The 16618-nt window shown below is 50.5% G+C and carries 18 protein-coding genes; 13 read left to right on the forward strand and 5 right to left on the reverse strand.

What is annotated here, in order from left to right:
- Positions 1–17 precede the first annotated feature (17 nt).
- The 6 genes from ACYVI1_RS07600 to ACYVI1_RS07625 all read left to right on the forward strand — a co-directional run bounded on the left by ACYVI1_RS07600 (position 18) and on the right by ACYVI1_RS07625 (position 5155).
- Positions 18–941, forward strand: a complete 924-nt coding sequence (locus ACYVI1_RS07600) for an aspartate carbamoyltransferase catalytic subunit (protein ID WP_460908448.1) — start codon at positions 18–20, stop codon at positions 939–941.
- 48 nt (positions 942–989) lie between these two features.
- The gene (locus ACYVI1_RS07605; protein ID WP_460908450.1) at positions 990–1568 is read left to right on the forward strand and encodes a Uma2 family endonuclease; all 579 of its coding nucleotides are present in this window, start codon (positions 990–992) and stop codon (positions 1566–1568) included.
- Positions 1569–1674: 106 nt separating this feature from the next.
- Positions 1675–2778 carry a vWA domain-containing protein gene (locus tag ACYVI1_RS07610; RefSeq protein ID WP_460908452.1) on the forward strand — a complete coding sequence of 368 codons (1104 nt, stop codon included), beginning with the start codon at positions 1675–1677 and terminating at the stop codon, positions 2776–2778.
- Between the two features lie 161 nt (positions 2779–2939).
- Positions 2940–3758 carry a serine hydrolase gene (locus ACYVI1_RS07615; protein ID WP_460908454.1) on the forward strand — a complete coding sequence of 273 codons (819 nt, stop codon included), beginning with the start codon at positions 2940–2942 and terminating at the stop codon, positions 3756–3758.
- Positions 3759–3768: 10 nt separating this feature from the next.
- A complete protein-coding gene (locus ACYVI1_RS07620) occupies positions 3769–4449 on the forward strand; it encodes a toxin-antitoxin system YwqK family antitoxin (RefSeq protein WP_460908456.1) in 681 nt (226 codons plus the stop codon).
- Positions 4450–4459: 10 nt separating this feature from the next.
- Positions 4460–5155 (forward strand): uracil-DNA glycosylase family protein, encoded by a 696-nt coding sequence (locus ACYVI1_RS07625; RefSeq protein ID WP_460908458.1) that lies wholly within the window; start codon positions 4460–4462, stop codon positions 5153–5155.
- Positions 5156–5221: 66 nt separating this feature from the next.
- Here ACYVI1_RS07625 and ACYVI1_RS07630 read toward each other — a convergent pair whose 3' ends face one another.
- The 3 genes from ACYVI1_RS07630 to ACYVI1_RS07640 all read right to left on the reverse strand — a co-directional run bounded on the left by ACYVI1_RS07630 (position 5222) and on the right by ACYVI1_RS07640 (position 7239).
- The gene (locus ACYVI1_RS07630; RefSeq protein ID WP_460908460.1) at positions 5222–5731 is read right to left on the reverse strand and encodes a lipocalin-like domain-containing protein; all 510 of its coding nucleotides are present in this window, start codon (positions 5729–5731) and stop codon (positions 5222–5224) included.
- A gap of 269 nt (positions 5732–6000) precedes the next feature.
- On the reverse strand, positions 6001–6537 hold the full coding sequence (locus tag ACYVI1_RS07635) for a lipocalin-like domain-containing protein (RefSeq protein ID WP_460908462.1): 537 nt from the start codon (positions 6535–6537) through the stop codon (positions 6001–6003).
- 186 nt (positions 6538–6723) lie between these two features.
- Positions 6724–7239, reverse strand: a complete 516-nt coding sequence (locus tag ACYVI1_RS07640) for a lipocalin family protein (RefSeq protein WP_460908464.1) — start codon at positions 7237–7239, stop codon at positions 6724–6726.
- A gap of 500 nt (positions 7240–7739) precedes the next feature.
- Here ACYVI1_RS07640 and ACYVI1_RS07645 point away from each other — a divergent pair, with 500 nt between their 5' ends.
- Positions 7740–8060, forward strand: coding sequence for a heavy metal-binding domain-containing protein (locus ACYVI1_RS07645; protein WP_460908466.1), 321 nt, complete (start codon positions 7740–7742; stop codon positions 8058–8060).
- A 70-nt stretch (positions 8061–8130) separates the two neighbouring features.
- Here the strand turns inward: ACYVI1_RS07645 and ACYVI1_RS07650 are convergent, their stop codons facing one another.
- On the reverse strand, positions 8131–9663 hold the full coding sequence (locus ACYVI1_RS07650) for a sigma 54-interacting transcriptional regulator (RefSeq protein WP_460908469.1): 1533 nt from the start codon (positions 9661–9663) through the stop codon (positions 8131–8133).
- A 184-nt stretch (positions 9664–9847) separates the two neighbouring features.
- Between ACYVI1_RS07650 and ACYVI1_RS07655 the strand changes: the two genes are divergently transcribed.
- Positions 9848–11647, forward strand: coding sequence for an IPT/TIG domain-containing protein (locus ACYVI1_RS07655; protein WP_460908472.1), 1800 nt, complete (start codon positions 9848–9850; stop codon positions 11645–11647).
- 20 nt (positions 11648–11667) lie between these two features.
- On the opposite strand, the gene ACYVI1_RS07660 is transcribed toward ACYVI1_RS07655, so the two are convergent.
- Positions 11668–12603: an NAD(P)-dependent oxidoreductase gene (locus ACYVI1_RS07660; RefSeq protein ID WP_460908474.1), complete on the reverse strand. Its 936-nt coding sequence runs from the start codon at positions 12601–12603 to the stop codon at positions 11668–11670.
- Positions 12604–12767: 164 nt separating this feature from the next.
- Between ACYVI1_RS07660 and pdxA the strand changes: the two genes are divergently transcribed.
- The 5 genes from pdxA (at position 12768) to ACYVI1_RS07685 (ending at position 16593) form a co-directional block, all read left to right on the forward strand.
- Positions 12768–14330, forward strand: a complete 1563-nt coding sequence (gene pdxA / locus ACYVI1_RS07665) for a 4-hydroxythreonine-4-phosphate dehydrogenase PdxA (protein WP_460908476.1) — start codon at positions 12768–12770, stop codon at positions 14328–14330.
- 104 nt (positions 14331–14434) lie between these two features.
- The gene (locus tag ACYVI1_RS07670) at positions 14435–15322 is read left to right on the forward strand and encodes a YicC/YloC family endoribonuclease (protein ID WP_460908478.1); all 888 of its coding nucleotides are present in this window, start codon (positions 14435–14437) and stop codon (positions 15320–15322) included.
- A gap of 39 nt (positions 15323–15361) precedes the next feature.
- Positions 15362–15583 (forward strand): hypothetical protein, encoded by a 222-nt coding sequence (locus ACYVI1_RS07675; RefSeq protein ID WP_460908480.1) that lies wholly within the window; start codon positions 15362–15364, stop codon positions 15581–15583.
- Between the two features lie 8 nt (positions 15584–15591).
- Positions 15592–15783, forward strand: a complete 192-nt coding sequence (locus ACYVI1_RS07680; RefSeq protein WP_460908482.1) for a PIN domain-containing protein — start codon at positions 15592–15594, stop codon at positions 15781–15783.
- A 174-nt stretch (positions 15784–15957) separates the two neighbouring features.
- Positions 15958–16593: a DNA-3-methyladenine glycosylase gene (locus ACYVI1_RS07685; protein WP_460908484.1), complete on the forward strand. Its 636-nt coding sequence runs from the start codon at positions 15958–15960 to the stop codon at positions 16591–16593.
- The last annotated feature ends 25 nt before the right edge of the window (positions 16594–16618 follow it).

The raw sequence follows: 16618 nt of genomic DNA on the forward strand, positions 1-16618 counted from the left end.
AGCCCTACCGCTCTCTCATGGCCCAATCTCTCAGCGTCCGCCATTTGGTGGGTATCAAAGACCTGACCGAGTCAGACATTCAGCTTATTCTGGATACAGCCGGGCAATTTAAGGAAGTCATCAACCGACCCATCAAGAAAGTTCCGTCTCTGCGCGACGTGACGATTGCCAACGTTTTTTTTGAAAATTCGACCCGCACGCGGCTCTCGTTCGAACTGGCCGAAAAACGTTTGTCGGCGGATGTAGTTAATTTTTCGGCTTCGGGGAGTTCCGTCAAAAAGGGCGAAACGTTGTTGGATACGGTCAACAATATTCTGGCCATGAAGGTCGATATGGTTGTGATGCGCCACAGCAGCCCCGGCGCTCCGCATTACCTCACCAAACACATTAAAGCCAACGTTGTCAACGCGGGCGACGGCACCCACGAACACCCCACTCAGGCCCTGCTCGACTCGTTTTCGATTCGGGAGAAACTCGGCGACGTAGCCGGAAAACGCATCGCCATTATCGGCGACATTACGCACTCGCGGGTGGCCTTGTCCAATATTTTCTGCCTGCAAAAACAGGGCGCCGAAGTGATGGTTTGCGGCCCTAAAACGTTGATTCCTAAATACATTGAAGGACTGGGTGTGCAGGTCGGGCATGACGTGCGGGCGGCTCTGGCCTGGTGCGACGTGGCAAATGTGCTACGCATTCAACTGGAACGGCAGCAGATTAAATATTTCCCGTCGTTACGCGAGTACTCGCTCTATTTCGGTATCTCGAAACAAATGCTCGACGACCTCAACCGGCCCATCGTGCTGATGCACCCCGGCCCCATCAACCGGGGCGTTGAACTGACTTCCGATGCGGCTGATTCCAGCCACAGCATCATTCTGGATCAGGTCGAAAACGGCGTGGCCGTTCGGATGGCGGTGCTGTATTTGCTGGCGCAGTTGTGAGGTCAATTTAAGGCTTTTTTCGTTATATTTGACCAAACAGCTTGAGCAATGGAACTGCAACTCCGCACAATGCACCCCCCGCGCAATCAGACGTTTAACGACGACTTTTTCTTCGCGCTGTGCCAGGCGAACGAAACGACGAAACTGGAGCGGGACGCCAACGGAAATATTATTTTTATGCCCCCTACCGGAACAGAAACGGGACGCTATAACGCCGATCTGTCAATTGAAATTGGTATCTGGAATCGCCGAACCCAACTTGGTTGTATGTTTGACTCATCGACTGGGTTCAAGTTGCCAAACTCAGCCGTTCGCTCTCCCGATGTAGCCTGGGTTAGCCGCGAACGATGGGACGCTACCTCTGAAACGGATCGGCAGGGTTTTGCCCCACTCTGTCCTGATTTTGTGGTTGAAATCCGGTCGAAAAGTGATGAACTTAAGGTCTTAAAGGAGAAGATGGAAGAGTACCGAGACAATGGCTGCCGATTAGGCTGGTTGATTGATCGGGCGGGCAGGCAGGTATTTATCTATCGTGAAAATGGCTCCATTGACATTCGGCAGGGCGCTACAGTTATCATTCCGGGCGAAGATGTTTTGCCGGAATTAAGCGTACAGATTGATTTGTAGGCAATCTGTTAAAGGCGAACAAATCCGCAAAACACACTGTTCTTTTGGCACCTACCTATATACAGATGCAACATCCTGCGTCTCTTACAACTAACGACTCTTACGCATGAAAGGCTTTCAATTTTCTGATTTTGTGCCGCCCGAACAGAAGGAAGGCAGCAACTTCGATAAACTGCTCAATATTTTCCAGCAACTGCTGCTGCTCACCTCCGGCGATGTGGAGCAGGCAATGGCCTGGATGAGCCAGCTTGACCGGCAATATGGCCTCACCGACGATAAATACGGCATCGGGAATTTCTTCGATGACCTGAAAGAAAAAGGCTACCTGACCGAAGAAAATCAGGAAGGGAAAATTGTGATGACGCCCAAGAGCGAACAGACGATCCGGCGGAGCGCACTCGAAGAAATTTTCGGTAAACTCAAACGCTCAAAATCGGGCGGGAACCACAACACACCCTATACTGGCACCGGCGACGAACTCAGCAGCGACCTCCGCACGTATCAGTTTGGCGATACGCTCGAGCAGATTTCGATGACCGAATCCATCAAAAACGCTCAGATAAACAGTGGAGTTGAGGAGTTCACACTCATGGAACGCGACCTCGAAGTAACTGAAAAAGAACAGAAAACGCAGACCTCGACGGTGCTGATGATCGACATTAGTCACTCGATGATTCTGTACGGCGAAGACCGGATCACACCCGCCAAAAAAGTGGCCCTCGCGCTGGTTGAGTTGATAAAACTGAAATACCCGAAAGACACGCTCGATATTGTAGTGTTTGGCAATGATGCCTGGCAGATTCAGGCCAAAGATTTGCCGTATCTGGAAGTAGGCCCATACCACACCAACACGGTTGCCGGGCTGGAACTGTCGATGGATTTGCTGCGTCGGCGGAAGAACAAGAACAAACAGATTTTCATGATTACCGACGGAAAACCGACCTGTTTGAAAGAAGGCATCAAGTATTACAAAAACTCGTTCGGGCTTGACCGGAAAGTGGTGAGCAAAACCCTGACGCTGGCAGCACAGGCCCGCCGACTGGAGATTCCCATCACCACGTTCATGATTGCCTCCGACCCGTACCTGAAGCAGTTTGTGCAGGAGTTCACGAAGGTAAATAATGGCCGGGCGTATTACAGCGGATTGCAGGGCCTGGGCAACATGATGTTCGAGGATTTTCAGCGCAACCGCCGGAAGAATATTAAGTAATGACAGTAGCTAACAGAAACCTGGTTATGTGGATCATCCGGGCCGCCGGAGTGGCTCTTAACCCTGACGAGGGCTTTTTTTCAAAACCGACAATACAACTACAGGTAAGCCATATAAACAAAGTCGGGGCCAGCGTTCCGACTTTGTTTTTGCTGCTAAGCATGATTACAGCCGTTTCTGCACAGACGCAGCCAGGCCAGGCATTGACCGACTCACTAAATACATATTTGCGCCAACTTCCGGCCACCGCACAAGTCAGCCTGTTGGTTAAGTCGCTGACCGACAGTAAGCTGGTAGTCAATTATCGCGCCGATGAGCGGGTTCCTTCGGCCAGTGTGATCAAACTGCCCATCATGCTCGAAGCTATGGAGCAGGCCAAAGCCGGGACGATTAAGTTAAACCAATTGCATCGCCTGACCGATGCCGAAAAAACCGGGGGCGATGGTATTTTGAAAACGTATCCAAATCAAAGTCGTATCAGCTACCGCGAATTGCTCCGGCTGATGATGGTCTACAGCGATAACACCGCTACCAATATCTTCATCAGCAAACTTGGTCGTGAGGTTATCAATAAGCGGATAAGAACCATTGGCCTGACAAAGAGCCGGTTGAATCGGGTAATGATGGATACACTGGCTGCGAAACAGGGTCGTGAAAATTACGTTACAGCGTTGGAAATGAGTTCGCTGCTGGAAATGATTTATCGGCATCAGGTTGCCACACCCGCCCTCTGCCAGCAAATGATGGCTATGTTGAAACAGAACAAAGACACGGCGACCATTCCGCGCCTGTTGCCCAAAGGCACGGCTGTCGCACACAAAACCGGGACGTTAGACTACGTTCGGGGCGATGTGGGCATTGTGTACACAAAGATCCCATTTTTATTGTCGGTGTTTGTCGAAGGCATTCCAACGCCGGAAGCCGAGCGGATTATTGGCGAGCTGGCATTCATCTGTTATTATTGGTTCAGTAAATTATAACTGAATCGTTATGAAAACTTCCCTTCTGCTTCTCTGTCTGCTAACCTCCTTACTGGCGCATGGTCAGCCGCTCCGCAAGACGGTAAAATCGAAAAGTCGCTATCTACTGGAGCAGTACGAAGTACTGACGACCAACGATACGCTCCGGGTAGGTAGCTATCGCCGATACTTTCGTGATGGTAACAGACTGCTGGAAGAAGGGCAGTATGACAATAATCAACGAACGGGCGTCTGGACGTTCTACGATGGAAAGGGAAGTCCTGAGTTAGTTTATGATTATTCGGCCCATAAGGTTATCACGAATAATCGAACGACATTAGATAGTACGGGAATTATTCAGCAAGAGGCCAAAAATGTTGTGGTGCTACTAAACCCACCGCCACTATTCCTGGCCAGCACCTATCAGGTAACTGGTATTTTGGTGCGTGAAGCAAAGCTGCCCATCCATTTGCAAAAGGCCGGAGTAACGCAGCTATCGTATCTGATAATAGCTACAGTTTCACCGGCTGGTGTGCATTATAAAGTTGTTTCTTCGCACACAGATACGGTTTTTCTGGCTAATGCCAAACAAGCTGCTTTGCTCGCCTTGAAGGATGTAAAATGGCTTCCCGGATGGTATCAGGGAAAAGAGGTTACAACTATCTACACACTTCCGGCCATTATTCTCCACAGTTTTTCGGTAGTTAGATAAGCCTGATGCTATGATAACCTTTGCTAACCGCGCTATCGCGTACTATAATTCACTGACTGCACCGACTAATCTGCCACCCGGATTGGGCGTTATGAATCCGTACCAACAGCCAGAGGTTCAACAGGTTGTAAGGGAGTTTTACACCAAATTTTTCAGTGATGCCAAGCCTCGCGTGTTTATATTGGGCATCAACCCCGGCCGGTTTGGTGCGGGTGTGACCGGTATTTCGTTTACCACACCCCAGAATTTACGTCGGTATTGTGGCATCGACAATACCCTTCGCGATACTGGTACGGCACCCCGGCCCGAACTGTCCAGCCGGTTTATTTATCAGGTCGTTGAGGCATTTGGTGGCGCAAACGAGTTTTACAGCCAGTTTTTCCTGACCTCACTTTTTCCATTAGCCCTGACGAAAGACGGGAAGAACTACAACTTCTACGACGACCGGGTAACCACTGAAGCTTTATGGCCAGCCATTACGGAAGCCGTCCGAACCCAACTTGATTTTGGCTGTAGCCAACGCATAGCCGTGTGCTTAGGCCGGAAAAACGAAACCTATCTGCGCCGGCTGAACGAGCAGCAGGGCTTCTTCGGGAAAATCGTCACGCTCGATCATCCCCGCTACATTCTTCAGTACCGAAGCCGGGATAGCAAAACGTATCTGGAGCTTTATATCAAAACCCTGGCCGACTGCCTGTCCAATTAAGTCAGCACAGCAAAAAGCAGCCCCACACGGCGAGGGACTGCTTTTTGCTGTGGATAGAAACGAATCTTAAGCCCGTTTAAATTCGATGGTCGTCGTGTAGGTTTCTTTCACGCCGTCGCCGTCAATGTCATCCTGCTCCTGAATGCTCCAGGCCATTGTGCTGCCGTTCACGACAAGATCGTAGGTCTGCACGCCGTCAGTGTCGGTAAGCGTCAATTTCGTGCCGTTAACCTTCCAGGTAGCGTTATTGGAAGCTGGATTGTACTCATCAGCGCCCCCCGACTGGCATTTGGGTGATTGGGCGCCAGTTACTTTACCATTGCTGTTGAAGGTGATCTTGGTGTCGGTCAGGCAGGCAACCGCATCAGCCCCTGCATATTGTTTGATTAGGTCAAGATAGTCTTCCGTTTGATTACCTTCGGATAACTTCATGCCCGAAATTTTCCAGCTCCCTTCAATCGAGTTTGGCATGATAACATCAGCGGCACCGCCCTCTTTCTTACAACTACCAAACCAGAGTGGCATGGCGACAACTAACGCCCAGGCCAGAAAACGGCCAACATTCATCATTTTCATGGAAGTAAAGTGATTTGATTGAGTTTTGTTTTTTGTTCGATGCAAAGGTATTAGGCCGGATGGGCATCGGCAGGGGTGGGCTGTCCAAACAGTAAAATAGGCTGGATGAACTGTCATAGTGCGGGTGTGAAACCGCTTTCAATTCGTTCCGAAGAAGCAACTGCTCCCGCAGAAAGTCCCCAGAATGAACACGCTGCTCATAAAAAAATCCCGGCTGTTGAAGCCGGGAATGTAAACCAAAACGATAAAAAGCCGATCGCCATTGTAGGCTATGTTTTTAGTAATTCAATCGTCAGTGTGTACGTTTCAGGCTTACCATCGCCGTTGGTATCTTCCTGCCTTTGCTGGATTAATTTGAGTACATTGCCTGTAATAACAACTGTATAAACATCCGTCCCCGTGCTACTGACTGTGGTGAGTTTATCACCCGCTAACTTCCAGGTTGCGCTACCATCAATTGGAGCCTGACTGTTAATCGCTGCATCGCATTTAGCGCCGGGTATAGACGTAGCTTTCCCATCTGCCGAAAAGATTAATTTTGTTTCAGTAAGACAACTCACGGCATCCGCTCCTGCATTAGTTGGCAACGACCGTAAAAAACCTAACAGATCAGTTATTGGCTGCCCAAACCCGAAAATATCATAACCCGGATTTACCGTATACGTGGTCATTTTCCAGGTTCCAACAATAGAGGCCGAAGTTGGCGTTACAGCATCATCGCTGCTTTTCTGACAGCTACTAAACCAAAGCGGCATGACCACTACTAACGCGTAAGCCACTGAATGGGCTAAGTTCAATTTTTTCATTTAACTTGTTTATAGGATTGGAGACTACAATTAGTCGTTTCAAAAGTAACAGATTTATAAATAATGGCCTATTAACATTAGTCAAGTAAGGTTATTATGTTTATACAGGAAGCCCCAAAAAACAACTTGTTGTGAGTTGTTTTTTGGGGCCTGGCCGACCAAAAGGCGGTCTGTCTTATACTAAGTCTATTGTTTCTTCAGGTCCATTGTGTAGGTATATGTGGTTTTGGTCCCTTTGTTTTCATAATCGGCCTGTCCCTGCCATTGCACCTGCAATGTAGCCCCGGTACTCAAAACAGCATATTCCGTTTTGGAGGCATCACTTTTCGTAACGGTCAATTTCGTGCCATTAAGGACCCATTTACTCGACGCATCAATACCCGTAATCATGCTGGCAGGTACCGCGCTTTTCTGACAGGAGGCTGGATTGTCGGTTGTCACATCACCCCCTGTTTTAAACGTAACCGTAAGGTCACTCAGGCAACTGGTTCCTAAAACGAGGGGCGCGACGCCCAGCAAATCCTCGAACTGCCCCAGCAATTTAGGGCTTGCTTTAAGCGCGGTGATTTTGTAGTTCCCTTCAACCGTTGTTGGTGTCGGTTGTGCGCCAGGGTCATCTTCTTTTTTGCAGCTATCCAACCATACGGATAGGGCTATCATCAGGGCGAAGGAGAGAAGACGGGGTAAGAGCAGTTTTTTCATCAGGTTTGCGTATACGAGGTGATTGATTAAGTTCGACTAAAGACAAATAAGCCTACAAATAAAGTGAGTTCCTGAATTGAATCACTTAGAGACTGTCTAAATTTTGTGAACTTGCTTTATTCGATTGTCCCCGTTGCTGTGTCCTCACAGCAACCTACGCGTCAGCCACTGTTTAGCCTACCGGGGAGGTTGCTGTGAGGACACAGCAACGGGAATCCACAGGTAATTTTAAGAAATTTAGACAGCTTCTTAAATCTGTTGCACATTTTACGATACGACCGCTTCCTCACCGGGGAAGTATAGAGGTAGCTTTTATTGCTTTCCAAATTTAACCAATAGGCACCGTATCGAACAGAAAATAAGTGCAGAAACAGCTAAAAAATAAGCCGTTGTAGAATAGGTCACCGGGGCTTTTAGAAGGTGTAGGGTCCTGATGAATGGCATGTGTATAAACGAACAACTCTATACCTTTACAGCGTCAATAAATTATCGCTTCCCTTATGCTCATAACCACTACTCCCAACATTGAAGGTAAACGCATCACGCAATACATCGGCTTAGTCAATGGCGAAGCCATCATTGGGGCTAATATCGTAAAGGATTTTTTCGCCAATATTCGCGATGTAGTTGGCGGGCGTTCGGGGGCCTACGAACAGGGGCTGCGCGAAGCCAAGAGCATTGCTATCAAGGAAATGATTGACCAGGCTACCCGACTTGGCGCCAATGCCGTTATCGGCGTCGATTTAGATTACCAAACCATTGGCGGCAGCGGCTCTATGCTCATGGTGAGCGCCAACGGCACAGCGGTAATGATGGAGTGAATAATGTAGAATGTAGAATGAATAATGAAATGACACTACCCTCATTCTACATTCTACATGATTCATTAAATCAATATCGATCCTGGTCTTCATCCTCATCTTGTTCGCCGAAGCGGGTGCCGGGGTTGAACATCGAGCCGAGCAGGTCTTTGAACGACAGACCTGTATCCATTGCTTTCTTGCCCACTAATGAATGTTCGGCTAAGCCGTGCAGGGCAAACTCCATCATGAACAGTTTTTCGGCCTTGCCCATCCGGGGGTGAAACTGATCGACTACATCATCGAGGCCGTCGATGGTGCGGAGCCGGGCTTCGTAGTCCCGGTTAGTCAGGTCGTTCAGGATATCCATCGTGTTGCCATCGCCAAACCAGTCGGTAATTTTCTTGTAGGGATTGCCCCGCTTGTCTTTCTTGGCTTTCTCCGGGTTGGGGAAGTATGCTAAAAACTGGTTCCGAATGGCTTTACCGATCAGGTTTTGCGCCACAATGACCGGCCCCTCGACCTCACCTTCGTAGACCAGCTCAACCTTGCCACAGATGGCCGGTACGACCCCATACAGATCGGCAATGCGAACGTAGGTTTCTTTCTCGCCGTTGAGCAAGGCCCGCCGTTCGGCCGATGACAGCAGGTTTTCGTAGGCCGAAATGGTCATACGCGCCGAAACCCCGCTTTTTGAATCGACATATTCGCTTTCGCGAGCTTCGAGTGCTACCTGCTCAATCAGGTCGGCGATTAGATCATTGGTTTTCACCAGCCCTTTCTGTTCGGTTTTCACGACTGCTTCCTGCATCGTAATCTTCTTCCCAATTTCAATCGACTTTGGGTAGTGCGTCACAATCTGCGAGTCGATCCGGTCTTTCAGGGGTGTCACAATGCTGCCCCGGTTGGTGTAATCTTCCGGGTTGGCCGTGAATACAAACTGAATATCGAGTGGCAGCCGAAGTTTGAACCCACGAATCTGAATATCGCCCTCCTGCAAAATATTGAACAGCGACACCTGAATACGGGCCTGCAAATCCGGTAGTTCGTTAATAACGAAGATGCCGCGATGCGAGCGGGGAATCAGGCCAAAGTGAATGGTTCGTTCGTCGGAGTACGGCAGTTTAAGCGTTGCGGCTTTGATCGGGTCCACATCGCCGATCAGATCCGCTACCGACACATCGGGTGTCGCCAGCTTTTCGGTATAGCGGTCGCTGCGGTGCATCCACGAAATAGGGGTGGCATCTCCTTTTTCAGCAATCAAATCCAGCGCAAAACGCGAGAGCGGTTGCAGCGGATCGTCGTTCAGTTCAGACCCGGTCACGACCGGAATGTATTCGTCTAACAGATTGACCATCAGCCGCGCAATTCGGGTTTTAGCCTGGCCGCGCAGCCCCAGTAAATTGATATGGTGCATCGACAGAATAGCCCGTTCCACATCGGGAATCACGGTATCTTCGTAGCCCCAGATTCCCGGAAATACAACCTCCTTCTCTTTGATTCGCTCAATCAGATTGTCCCGTAATTCCTGCTTGATTGGACGAGACTGGTACCCGGCGGCTTTCAATTCGCCAAGTGTGGTTATCGTAAGTAATTTTGATGTTTTCAGGCTGCGGTAAGTCATTTGTGCTTAATGAATAATGTATAATGAACAATGAAAAATGAGGAATAATCAGGGCAAACACATTATCCATTACTCATTATACATTATCCATTCTGCTAACAGGCTTTTGAGGAAAATGGTTTTTAGACGGCCAAATTGACTAATTTTGCTCAGTATGCGTCGGGTATCGTGCCCCGTTGCCGTTATGAAATCGACAGTATCACTTTTCTTCCTCTTTCTTGTATTTCCTGGTGTATGGAGTTGCCGGGTGCAGAACAGTCCGCCAGAATTAGTCAGTTTATCTGTCAGTCAGGCACTGGTCGATAAGCCCGTTACCCTAACCGGTTATCAGTTCGGCTCCGACCCGGTCGTAACAGTTGGTGTTGCTACATCGGCCGTAACCGCCCCCATCATCAGCCACGATGAAACGACCATTCAGATAACCGTGCCGCGCGTTGCCCCCGGCCGAACGCAAATTCGTGTTCAGACCGAAGAGGGTACTTCCGATCCATTGCCGTTTACGATTATACAGCCAACGCCTATATTAGCCACCATTACACCCGGTAATGGACTTCCGGGAACCGTAGTCGTTCTAACCGGCGATTACCTGAACCAGATTAAACGGGTTCGATTTGATAACATCGACGCGGAAATACGGGACAGTACGGCGCAAAGACTCACGATTGTTGTCCCGCCCAACGCGCCACGTGGCCCATTGCCCGTTGCCATCGAAACCACGGGGGGCGAGTCGATTAGCCGGTTTATCGTTGCCGGTACCCCCCAGATTACCAGTGTGTCTCCCGTGCGAACAAAACCCGGCACGGAGTTAGTGATACAGGGAAAAAACCTGACGGATGGTATCGTGTATGTTAATGGGTTAGTCACCAACAAAGCCCTCACAACCGTGAAAGATACCGAAATTCGGACAATCATTCCCGAAACAGCCACCTCAGGTCGTGTAGCGGTGAGAGTCTTCGACGAACTGGTAGCTACCAGCGCCGACACCGTCAAAATTTTCCAGCCGCCTTTTATCGCCCATTTGCGCGAACAGGACGGCATTGCGGGCGATAAATTGATTGTAGAAGGGCGTAACCTGCGCGATATTTCAACCGTAACGATTGGTTCGGTTAGTACGTCATTTCGGGTATTGAGCGATACGGAAATCGAAGTTGTTGTGCCTGCGCTGCCCGCATCGGGGCCTGTAACCGTTTCGGCCAGTGGCATTGGTGGAAGCACCACGGGCACGGAGTCTTTCTTTTTTTATTTGCCACCATCCAACCTGGTTGTCACGCCTAATCGACAGTTGCGTGGGCGTCCACTTACCGTTTCGGGCAAAAATCTTTACCGCATCACCGACGTTCGGGTTAATGGTATTCCGGTGCCCATCACCAGCCGCAACGAAGGGTTCGACCTGCTGGTTGGTACGCCCGAAACGGCTACCACCGGCCCAATCACGGTGAGCAGCCGGGCTGGAACGGCATCGACCGCTGTGCCTCTGACGGTGGTGCAGAAAGCGGTTGTGTCGTCTATTATACCGATGAAGGCCCGGCCTGGTGAACGCATTGTGTTGCAGGGCGATTTTCTGCTGAACGCTCAGATTTTCTTTACCGGCGCACCTATAGCTGCCGCCGATGGGGGTAAAATCACGGATACCGAACGCTGGGTGCTGGTGCCGGCAGGGGCGCAGACTGGTCCGCTGCGGGTCGTTAACGAAACAAATGTTGAGGTAACGACAGTCCCATTTACGGTTCTCCGACTGGCAGCCAACGTCGATTTCTCGCCGAAGTCCGCTAAGGTTGGTGAGGAACTGATTGTGACAGGGCAAAACCTGGCTTCTGTTCAGGAAGTTCGGTTTAACAATGGCCTGTCGGCGCCCGCTACGTTTATTCTGGAGGGAGCAACCCTGCGGGTGACGGTACCGACCGGGGCCATTAACGGGCAACTCTGTTTGACAAACGATGCCGGAACAGTTTGCACCACGGGTACGTTTACGGTGGCCAAGTAGAGCCGCCATACGTTGCGGCTCTATGATACCAACTGCCTCACCAGCACTTCATTAATCCTGATATAACTTTCGTGGGTCCAGCCTGCCACATGGGGTGTAAGCACAACCCGGTCCGACTGGCGAAGGTAATCGAAGGCAGATTGCTGGTCGGGCGTAAGCTTGGTTAATTTCTCGTTTTCAAGGACATCTAAGCAAGCCCCGCGAATTTTCCCGCTTTCCAGCCCGCGAACCACGGCCGCCAGCGATGCAATTTCGCCCCGCGCAATGTTTATCAGATAAAATGGTTTCGCGAAGCTGGCAATAAAGGCATCGTCAATCAGCATCCGGGTCTGGTCGGTAAGTGGAATATGGAGACTGAGTACATCGGCCTGGGCCTTGATTTGTTCCAGGGCGGCTTCTTCGGCTAAATTGTCGCCGTAGTTCGTCAGGAATTTGTCGTAGGCCAGCACCCGACAGCCGAAACCACGAAGCCGCTGGGCCGTTGCCCGACCATTGTTGCCATACCCAATCAGGCCAACGGTCAGGCTGCCGAGTTCGTAGCCCCGGTTGCCTTCCCGATCCCAAATGCCCTGACGCACCTCACGGTTGGCCTTCAAAATGTTGGCCAGCAGAGCCAGCAACATGCCAACGACATGCTCACCCACGGCATCGCGGTTGCCCTCACCCGCATGGAACACCCGGATGCCGCGCTGCCGGGCTGCATCGAGGTCAATTAAATCCAGCCCGGCCCCGGCCCGGCCAATAAAGCGCAGGTTGGGGGCTTGCGTCAGCACATCTTCGTCAACGGTGGTCTTGCTTCGGATAATAAGTCCGGCAAAAGGCCCAAGGGAGGTCAGCAGTTCGGCGCGGGTAATTTTGGGTTGATAGGAATAGGTAAAACCTGCTTCATCGAGCATGGTAAAGAGCGACGGGTGCATTTCGTCGGCAATGAGAATAGAGGATTGATTCTGGGACATCCGTGGGGTTTTCGTAACTTGCAACATTCTAAAGAAGGAATAATGTAAAATGGATACTGAATAACGAAAGGTTAACCGGAGTATTAGTCGCGTTTCTACCCATTACTCATTATTCATTCTCCATTATTCATTAACCAACCAATTGGCGAAACTACAAAAAGTGCATGGAACCACGCCAACCTGACGAATCGAATCCAGACGCAACTACCCCGCCTGTCGGTCCTATAGCCGATAATCGCCTAAGCGATACACAGGTAAGTGAATTAGGAACCGTACCGCCACCGGATAACCAGGAAGCTGGTAACCGGCAAAATACGACCCAGCGCGATAACCGTACTGACGGACCACGTACTGACGGACCACGTACCGACGAACCGCGTACTGACGCATCCCGCGATGGCCGGCCCCAGCAGCAACGGGAAAATCGGCCCCAGAACAATCGAAATAGCCGAAATGATGTCGCCGGGCAACGAGGCAACCATCGCAACGGCGAACCGCGTTCTGACGGACAACAACGGGATAATCGACAGCCAGCAACTGGACAGCGTCCTGTTGAGAACCGCCAGCGCGACAGTTCTGCGCCTGATCGGGAGCGGAATTCTACAAGCCGGAATCAGCCACGCGAACCGATGGTACCTGAATCGGGATTACGCGACGTGGGCAATCAGAACGATAGCCCCGCTGAACAGGGTGGGCGCGAAGACCGGCTGGTTATCGGCATTTCGCTCGGCGATTACAATGGCATTGGTCCCGAAGTAATCCTGAAGGCATTGCAGTACAATCGGTTACAGAAAATCTGCACCCCCGTCATTTACGGGTCCATGCGGATTCTGAACCGCTACCGGAACCTGCTGGACCTGAAAGACTGGAACCTCAACGGCGCTCAGACGATTGGGCAAATCAGCCATAAACTCACCAACGTGATTACCTGCTGGCCCGACCAGAATCAGGATATTCAGCCGGGTCAGGTAACCCCCGAAGCCGGTCAGGCTGCGCTGTCGTGTTTGCAGCGAGCCGTCGATGATTTGAAAGATGGGAAATTAGATGCCCTCGTAACGGCGCCCATCAATAAATACAACATTCAGTCGGAGGAGTTTACGTTTCCGGGCCACACCGAATACCTGGCGCAGGAATTTGGGGTGCCCGACAACCTGATGTTTATGGTTAGTGAGACGCTTCGCGTGGGCGTTGTAACGGGCCACGTACCGCTGGGGCGCGTTCGGCAAAACATCACCCGCGAACGCATCGCCCAGAAACTAATGCTCATGATGCAGTCGCTGAAGCAGGATTTCGGTATCGAAAAGCCCAAAATTGCTGTGCTGGGTCTGAACCCCCATGCTGGCGAGGAGGGACTGCTGGGGAACGAAGAAAACGACATTATCAAGCCCCTCATTGCCGACTGGAACAATAAAGGGGAGATGGTGTTCGGCCCGTATCCTGCCGATGGTTTTTTTGGTACACGCGCCTACAAAAAGTTCGATGCCGTGCTGGCGATGTACCACGACCAGGGCCTGATACCCTTCAAAGCCATTGCGTTTGAAGAAGGCGTAAACTTTACCGCCGGAATGCCTGCCGTCAGAACCTCGCCCGACCACGGCACGGCCTACGATATTGCCGGTAAAAACCTCGCCGATGAAACGTCGATGCTACAGGCTATTTACACCGCTATCGACGTGGCCCGTCACCGGAAAGAATTTCTGGAACTGGAAGCGGGTGCATTGAAGTAAGTTACTTATTTGTTTCAGGGTCAATGTTTCAAGTTTCCACTGGGCCACCCGTGCGATTCTTCAATCTGGAACCTGAAACCTGAAACCATATAACTTAGTAACGAATGTTAAAATCAATGACTGGCTTCGGCAACGCTACAGTGGAAGCCAGTGGGTTGTCTGTTACGGCGGAGGTTAAAACCCTGAATTCTAAGTTTTTGGATATTTATTGCCGGATGCCCCGGCAGTTTTCGGACAAAGAAATCGAATTGCGGGCCTCGCTTACCCAGCAATTGGAACGCGGTAAGGTTGAACTTTCGCTGAACCTTGCCCGCACGAGCGCCATGCGTCCGTCAATTACCATCAACCGCCCTTTGGTGCTGGCCTACGTCAGCGATATAAAGGAAACGGCCAACACGATGCTGATGAGTATTCCCGACAGCGATGTGCTGCAACTGGCGCTGCAACAACCCAATGCCTACCTGACCGAATCGGCTGACCCCACTGCCGATTCGTCGGACTGGGCAACGGTGCAGGCGGCTGTTCAGGAAGCCATTCGCCGGTGCGACGCTTTCCGCAAGCAGGATGGGGCCGTGCTGGAAAGTAAATTTCAGGAATACATTCAGATCATTACCGACCGGCTGGCCGACATTGAAGAACACGATGTTCGGCGGATTCCGGCCGTGCGCGACCGGATGCGGAACTCGGTGCGGGAACTGTTGGACAGCGAAACCTTCGACCAGAATCGCTTTGAGCAGGAGTTGGTTTATTATGTCGAGAAATTTGATATTTCGGAAGAGAAAGTCCGGCTAAAGAGCCACCTAAGCTATTTTCTGGAAGTGCTGGCCACCGAAGAAGCCAATGGCAAAAAACTCAATTTTATCTCGCAGGAAATTGGTCGCGAAATCAATACAATTGGTTCCAAAGCTAACGACGCAGCCATGCAGCGGTTTGTGGTGCAGATGAAAGACGAATTAGAGAAGATTAAAGAGCAGACCATGAATGTGATATAAGACTTTCCTGTTAGACAGCTAATTAGACAAGTATTTGTTATGGAATTTATGGTAACTGTTGAGCCTGAGGTTATAGACGTACTGGGAGCCGACAAAGTCAGTGCGTTTTTAAAAGACGCAGCCACTAAACTCAAACTTAAAGCAGCCGCTCAGGAAACGCTGGCGGATTTAGATTACTTCAACGAGTTAGTGAATGACCCACAGTGGCAAACTGCCCGTCAGCAAGCCTGGGAGCAGGAGAAACATCATTATCAACCATAAACTGACTAATGCGCTTTGTTTTCGATGCCAATATTTTGATGGCCATTTTGATTGGTGGCCGTGCTTTTCATAAAGTATTTTTAGAGACGCTCGATGTCATAACATCTGATTTTGCGCTAACTGAGATTGATAAATATAGCCAGATTATCGTTGAAAAATCAAAACTGGATTGGCCAGCTCATAGTCAGTCTTATTGGTGACACCGATCCTAAAGACATCAGCTATCTGGCTTTAGCTATACAAACTGACTCGGTCTTGATCACCCGCGATAAACCAATCGTTGAAGCGTCACGTCGAAAAGGGTTTCGCCGAATTATGCTCTTTGATGAATTTATCAGGCTATATAGTTAAGTCGATATTTAATGATTTGACGTATGCCAAAACGTTCCCTTAATTTTTATCAACAACACGACACCCTCACCCTTGCTCAACTTTTGCTGGGCTGCGAATTAGTGCGTGAATCACCGGAAGGGACAACAGCCGGGATTATCGTGGAAACGGAGGGCTACCTTACCAACGACCCGGCCTGCCATGCCTATCGGCGGCAAACGCCCCGAAATGCGGCCATGTTCGGACCCGCCGGAACGCTGTATGTCTATCAGATTTATAACCATTACAACTGCATCAACATCGTAACGGGGCCGGAGGGCGTGGGCGAGGCCGTGCTCATTCGTGCGCTCGAACCCACCGAAGGCATCGAGTTAATGGGCCTGCGACGCAATGAGGCCTTCAAAACCGGTTTTGAGCGATACCGAAACAACACCATCGACCCAACCACCGCCGACGGCTGGCGCAACCTTGCCAACGGCCCTGGTAAACTAACCATCGCGCTGGGCATCAGCCGAATAGCCCACAATTCCTCCTCGCTAACGACGGGCGAAGTTTATATTCGTGGGCCGGTACTCCACAATTTCGAGATGGTCACCACCACGCGCATTGGCCTGACGCACGGCGTCGATTTGCCCTATCGGTACTACGTGAAAGGGAATAGATTTGTGAGCCGGAAGTGATTTTTTCTTAACCTGTCAATCAAGT

It is taken from the genome of Spirosoma areae (assembly GCF_054781775.1).